Source organism: Flavihumibacter solisilvae (genome assembly GCF_000814475.1).
Lineage (GTDB): Bacteria > Bacteroidota > Bacteroidia > Chitinophagales > Chitinophagaceae > Flavihumibacter > Flavihumibacter solisilvae.
Window position 1 is genome coordinate 1 of sequence record NZ_JSVC01000048.1, and the last position, 5,008, is coordinate 5,008.

Consider the following 5,008-nt stretch of genomic DNA (forward strand, 5'->3'; position numbering starts at 1 on the left):
CAATTGTTGATTAGTTGTTGCTGCTGAATGAGTGGTGAAGCCCGGCATTTGGCAATACAATGTTGTGGTCTGTGCTTCGTTTATAACTGATCTAATATTTCCTTTGCTCTATCAGCAATGGATTGGAATAATTGTGAATCACTCTGTATTTCTGAAAAATGCTTTCCCAAAATATCCCTCCTATTTACCTTGTCTGTGAGTTCCGCTGCTTTAATTATGATTTCGATCCTCTTTTTATCTGATTCATGTAGCTTATGTATGTCAATTTGGCTTATTCTATCAATCAGTTTTTGCCTAAATTCCTTTTTTTCATCTTGTTCATCAATTTTTAGTCTTTGAGCAGCTGCTGAAACTTCGTCTGAATACTTTGAAGTAATGGAAATTTCAATTAACTCGTCCGTTGTTGGCACTGGCGATAAAATCATCATATTAGAGAATAAGCCTCTTTCGTCAACGATATACGTTAGCCAGTATTTTCCGGTTTTTACATCCAAATATTTTTTTGACCAGCCATTGTCTAATGTTTCAATCTCTATTAATGTAGCTGTAAACTCATTAACTAGGTTAGTGGTTCCAAAAAGTTTTCTGTTGTTCATTGCTAGAATTTGGCTATCTGGGAATTGCATAGCCTACATCGTTAGGGTATTGGCGAAGGCGGGCCGCTGAATCGATCAATCATTTGGTAGTGGACTGCCCGCTTTTGCCAATACCGTGTTGTGTGCAGCTTTTCGAAGTTCAACAGCTTTAAGTCATGTGTGTAATGTGTTTTCCCGACTCCAATAATCTTAAAGAAGCTTTAGCTATTTCATTATCAGGGAACTCCTCAATTGTCTTCTTGTAGTAGTAGGCTGATTCATTTCCTTGATTAATTTGGCCATAACAAAAGGCAATGTTGTTTAATGCCATTTCTCTGTAACACATACTTGATGAACTAAGCAGAGTTACAAATCGATATTTGTCTATCCAAGAATATCTGGTAAAATGGTCATAGCTAGATTTGAAATGGCTTATTGCGCTATCATATTGTTTGCCTTTAACTTGCTCCATTCCAAGTCTGTGCTCTCGTGGTATCAACCTCCGTAAAACAAATGAAAGAACTAAGTAAGCCACTATCCCTAATTGAAAAAAATCTGATATCCCTATTAAATAGGATCCATAAACAAAAAGAAATAATATAAATAGCTGGGGAACTATCGAAATCCATGCTATTTGTCTAATCACAGGAGCTTTTGATGCCATATTTTAGTTCGGAGGTTGATTAAAGGGTATGAACGTTAGTTGCACAAAACGTTGAGGGCTTTGCGTTCGTGTGGGCAATAGCGAACGATAGTATTGGTTAGTGATATGTTGATAAATTGAAAAACTAATGTTCAGCCCTTGCACTTCGGCCCACATGACGCAAAGCCCATGTTATAGCCAGTGCAGCTTTCACAATATTCTATCACTTAGCTGCAAGCCATTGGAATCGGGGCAGATAACCAGTTATTAACTGCCGTTCGTTTTCGTCTTCCGTGGTCTCGATAGTAGTATTCATGTGATCTAATATTTTCTGTGCAATTTCTTTTTCGAGTTCAATTCGTCCAATGGCTAAGTATGAATCCATCCCATAGGTTCCACCTACCATGTAATCAATTAAATACTTTTTCCAATCCCTTCTTAATAGTTCCTGAGCATAAACATGAATATTAGTATAGATGCTAAATGTAGCTTTTAATGTTTTGGTGGTTTCTGCAAAAAGATCATTAACTAGTTCAATATTTACCTGTTCAATCTGCGGAATCAAGAAATTGCATAGGCGCATTCTTATATCATAATTCTCGTCCTGGAACTCTTCCCCATACTTGCCGTTCCATTTCGAACGAATCTTTTCGAAATCGGACGCGGAATAGTTATCAGCAAAAAGCTGCAATTCTTGGTTTGTCATTTTAGGGTGTGCGTTTTAGCATTGCCCATAACGTTTAGGTATTGCTGAAGGCCGGGGCCTCGGGTTGTGCCGTTTAGATTATGTTCAAATGTTGATTTGTTGTTGCTGCTGAATGACTGGTATAGCCCGGCTTTTAGCAATACCATGTTATATGCCGTTTATTTATTGCTTACTTTCATTTGCAAAAATGAAACTCAACATTCATTTTCCGAATACACTGAAATGAAAGGTAATCTGAACTGAAAATTTACTTTTTTACCATGTGGAATTATATCTCTATGCAAAAAGCTTATAGTAATAATTAGGAAGTATAAAAGACCGGTTGAAAAAACTATTCCCCAATTGCCACTAACTGTATCAATTCTTGAGATGCCGGGACAAAAATTGAGGTATCTAATTGGAATGTTTCCATCATTATTTGTATATCCATTTCTTAAGTAAATGCTATTGAATAGCTTATTATTTACTCGATAGTTTGCCTCTACAAACGATACGTGTTTCCGCTTTCCCGCTCCCTTAGAATATTCAACTATTTTACCATTGACGCTGCTGCTGAATATCCACACAGTTTGATATAATAGAGCAAGAATAATAAACGAACTAATTAATAACAAATATGCCTTGAGTTTTGATAAGATCATAAAAGTTTACACTATTTATTATCTAAGCGATTTGCGATTCCCAGGCTGTAACCAATGGCATATAACGTTAAGGTATTGGCGAAAGCGGGCTTTGATCCTTAATTTTCACCTGGGTGTTGGCAGCCCGCTTTTGCCAATACAATGTTAGCGGCAGATTCACTTATCCCAAAACATTTCAATTTTAATTCTAGTAGTTAAGAACGACTGCGCGCCGTTGGAGCTATAGAAATAATCGTAACGTTGCACTCTGCGTCTTGATAATGCAGGATAGAATTTTATCCAAGTTATCACCCGACCAGAAGAGTCATAATCAAACCGCTCATATGAATAAACTTTCCATTTAAAGACTCCGCCATTTTCATCGTCTGAGGACCTAGCTTGTTCCCAATGTTCAACAAACTCCGGTCGGTCAAAGCTATTTAGATATTCAACCTTTTCATAATCATATAAGCTATCGGATTGACAATTATACTTCCTATGAATCTTAATTAATTCATCACTTTTAGATTTGTATTTGATTATTATCGAATCTCTGCCGTATGCAATTGTATCAATAGAATGACAATTTGCCAACACCTTGTATTCATATTGGATTTTTCGTAAACTGTCTTTCAATTTATATACTACATATTCGAGACTGTCTAATTGTCTTTTTTTGATAGCAGTGTCTGCTGAGATTTGAGAAAATGAAAACTCAGAATACATTAAGGTAGTTAGGAGGAGAACTAGTCTCATAATTTGCTGCTAACGTTGAGGGATTGGCGAAGGCGGGCCGCTGAATCAATCAATAATCAGGTAGTTGGCAGCCCGCTTTTGCCAATACCGATGTTACCGGCAGCATTCCAAATTGTTTTTTGAAACACTTGTATTATACCTTTCATTTTCATCACTCAAAAATCTATTAGATATGCCATAGACTATTTTTAAGAACTTAGGCGCATATTCGCATGGATCAGAGAATTTTGAGCGTAACAATGAAAAATCACTAGACAAAAAGTTACAAGATAACTCCTTTGCTATTTCTTCGAAATTATTAACTAGGGACTGAATTCGTAAGTTTTTATCATAACCATCAATGGAAAAGGATCTGTTTAAGTATATTTCGATAGAGTCCAATTCTCCAATATAAGCGAAACAAAGGGCGAGCGCAGCATTGTGATTTGCTTTGTCGTAAATGTATGTCTCGCTTTCTAATTGCTTTAGATACCATTGAATTGCACTTGGTATTTGTTTATCATAGTATAGATAGAAAGCTAAATAATGACCTATGTCCTTATTTGTAGTATCGGTGCAATATACTTCTTGAAGTTCTTTAATAATGTATCGACTAAGAACCCTTGCGGAATCTTTATTGGACTGTTGTAGAGCTACAAACTGTCCAAACAGGGGAGATAATTTAAGCGCTTTACTTTCAGCTAATTCTTTATTTGTTCGACACTGTCCGAAAGTAGTTGCACAATAAAGAACGGTTAATAGTACCAGGAAAAGTCTGTTCACAGGGTTCATTGTTGCCGGTAACGTTAAGGTATTGCTGAAGGCCGGGGCCTCTGGTTGTGCCGTTTGGATTATGTTCACTTGTTGATTTTTTGTTGCTGCTGAATGACTGGTATAGCCCGGCTTTTAGCAATACCATGTTGTAGGCAGTTATGCACGCTCCAGTTTCAAAATTCGTTCAAATCTGTTTTGCAATCCAGTCATGAACCCTTTCATAATTCCAAATATTATCAGATTAAAAAGGGGGAAAAATAATAACTTATAATATTTTGGTCCTTCAATAAAAGTCTCGATGCCAATCACCTCAAAAAGAAAAAGTATCGTCAGCAAATAGAAAAATATTACAAATATCGAGTTTGGCCTAACGGTCGTTGTTATTACTGTCTTGTTTTTATCAATTGAAAGTTTCCCGCTTAAATAGGCTGGGTTTTTCTCAATCCATTTTATGACTGCAAAGCTCCATTTATGTGTAAACGTAAACTTGTTTTCTTCATCAATATTTCCAGTTATATTTTCAGAAAAGTCATGCCATGGCCTATTTACAATTGAGTTGATGTCGGCTTGAACATTCTCAAATGTGTCGTTTACTGTGTAAGTAATATTCTCTGAGAAATATATATTCATTGTTTTCTTTGTAGAATATAGGTTACGGTTGTTTTAATTGCCTACAACGTTTCGGGTATTGCTGAAGGCCAGGCTTTATCGATCTTCTGCCTGGAATATATTCTAAGGTCGATTTCTTGATTCAGATGAAAGTGCTATATAGCCTGGCTTTAGCAATACCGTGTTAGCTGATGTTTTTCTCATTTCTCATTAGTTCATCGAAGCTACTAAATACATACCTGTCATTTGTCCCAATCCCATATTCACCTAGTTGAAGTTCCCTTAAACATAAGTCGCTTTCCACAACAAGTAGTTCGTCAGTTAAAGGAGTATTTACTTCCCCTCT

General features: G+C 36.3%; 6 protein-coding genes. All 6 read right to left on the bottom strand.

Features of this window, described 5'->3' with window-relative positions; translation table 11 throughout:
* Positions 1 to 80: 80 nt before the first annotated feature.
* The gene (locus tag OI18_RS23215; RefSeq protein WP_039144677.1) at positions 81 to 596 is read right to left on the bottom strand and encodes a hypothetical protein; all 516 of its coding nucleotides are present in this window, start codon (positions 594 to 596) and stop codon (positions 81 to 83) included.
* 148 nt (positions 597 to 744) lie between these two features.
* A complete protein-coding gene (locus OI18_RS23220) occupies positions 745 to 1,239 on the bottom strand; it encodes a tetratricopeptide repeat protein (protein ID WP_039144678.1) in 495 nt (164 codons plus the stop codon).
* 202 nt (positions 1,240 to 1,441) lie between these two features.
* On the bottom strand, positions 1,442 to 1,924 hold the full coding sequence (locus OI18_RS23225; protein WP_039144681.1) for a hypothetical protein: 483 nt from the start codon (positions 1,922 to 1,924) through the stop codon (positions 1,442 to 1,444).
* A 797-nt stretch (positions 1,925 to 2,721) separates the two neighbouring features.
* Positions 2,722 to 3,300 (bottom strand): hypothetical protein, encoded by a 579-nt coding sequence (locus OI18_RS23235; protein WP_152616955.1) that lies wholly within the window; start codon positions 3,298 to 3,300, stop codon positions 2,722 to 2,724.
* Positions 3,301 to 3,393: 93 nt separating this feature from the next.
* Entirely contained in the window at positions 3,394 to 4,140 is a 747-nt protein-coding gene (locus tag OI18_RS24605) for a hypothetical protein (RefSeq protein ID WP_152616956.1), read from the bottom strand.
* Positions 4,141 to 4,209: 69 nt separating this feature from the next.
* Positions 4,210 to 4,683: a hypothetical protein gene (locus OI18_RS23245; RefSeq protein ID WP_039144691.1), complete on the bottom strand. Its 474-nt coding sequence runs from the start codon at positions 4,681 to 4,683 to the stop codon at positions 4,210 to 4,212.
* Positions 4,684 to 5,008: the final 325 nt, after the last annotated feature.

Excerpts from the sequence above, each read along its gene's own strand:
- OI18_RS23215 (WP_039144677.1), bottom strand. The coding sequence starts at position 596 with ATGAACAACAGAAAACTTTTTGGAACCACTAACCTAGTTAATGAGTTT.
- OI18_RS23220 (WP_039144678.1), bottom strand. The coding sequence starts at position 1,239 with ATGGCATCAAAAGCTCCTGTGATTAGACAAATAGCATGGATTTCGATA.
- OI18_RS23225 (WP_039144681.1), bottom strand. The coding sequence starts at position 1,924 with ATGACAAACCAAGAATTGCAGCTTTTTGCTGATAACTATTCCGCGTCC.
- OI18_RS23235 (WP_152616955.1), bottom strand. The coding sequence starts at position 3,300 with ATGAGACTAGTTCTCCTCCTAACTACCTTAATGTATTCTGAGTTTTCA.
- OI18_RS23245 (WP_039144691.1), bottom strand. The coding sequence starts at position 4,683 with ATGAATATATATTTCTCAGAGAATATTACTTACACAGTAAACGACACA.